1 protein-coding gene is annotated in these 843 nt (G+C 66.9%); it reads left to right on the plus strand.

The window, feature by feature from the left end:
* Positions 1–843: IS256 family transposase (locus IVB27_RS10945; protein WP_249811420.1), on the plus strand; the 843-nt coding region annotated here is incomplete at both ends.

Below are 843 nucleotides of genomic sequence, written 5' to 3' on the forward strand. Positions count from 1 at the left end.
CCAGGAATCTTCGACGATCAACTCACAGAAGTCTTGCGCAATGGAGCGCGTGCCCTGCTGGCCCAGGCGGTCGAGGCCGAGGTTGCAGACTTTCTAGGCCAGCATGCCGATTTGAAGACCCGGGACGGCCACCAGCGCGTCGTCCGCCACGGTCACCTGCCGGAGCGCGAGGTGATGACCGGCATCGGTCCGGTCGCCGTCCGCCAGCCGCGTGTACGCGATCGCGAAGCGGACGCCGCCGATCCTGGCCGCATCCGGTTCTCGCCGTCGATCCTGCCGCCCTACATGCGCCGGTCGAAGTCGATCGAGACGCTGCTGCCGATCCTTTACCTGAAGGGTATCTCGACCGGCGACTTCTCTGAGGCGCTGGCTGCGCTGCTCGGCAAGGATGCTGCCGGGTTGTCGGCATCCGCCATCGGTCGCCTGAAGGATGGCTGGCTCGACGAGCACGCCGCGTGGCAGAGGCGCGATCTGTCGGCGAAGCGCTACGTCTACATCTGGGCCGATGGCATCCATCTCCAAGCGCGCCTCGAAGACGAAAAGCAGTGCATCCTGGTGCTGATCGGCGCGACGCCGGAAGGCCGCAAGGAACTGGTCGGCTTCACCGATGGCGCCCGCGAGAGCGCGCAGGACTGGCGCGATCTGCTGCTCGATCTGAAGCGGCGCGGGCTCGACGTGGCGCCGCAGCTTACCATCGCCGATGGCGCACTCGGGTTCTGGAAGGCGGCCGGCGAGGTCTGGCCGAAAACGCGCGAGCAGCGCTGCTGGGTGCACAAGACCGCCAACGTGCTCGCCAAGTTGCCGAAGAGCCAGCAGCCGAAGGCCAAACGCGCGTTGCAGGAG

This window comes from Bradyrhizobium sp. 197, assembly GCF_023073375.1.
Taxonomy (GTDB): domain Bacteria; phylum Pseudomonadota; class Alphaproteobacteria; order Rhizobiales; family Xanthobacteraceae; genus Bradyrhizobium.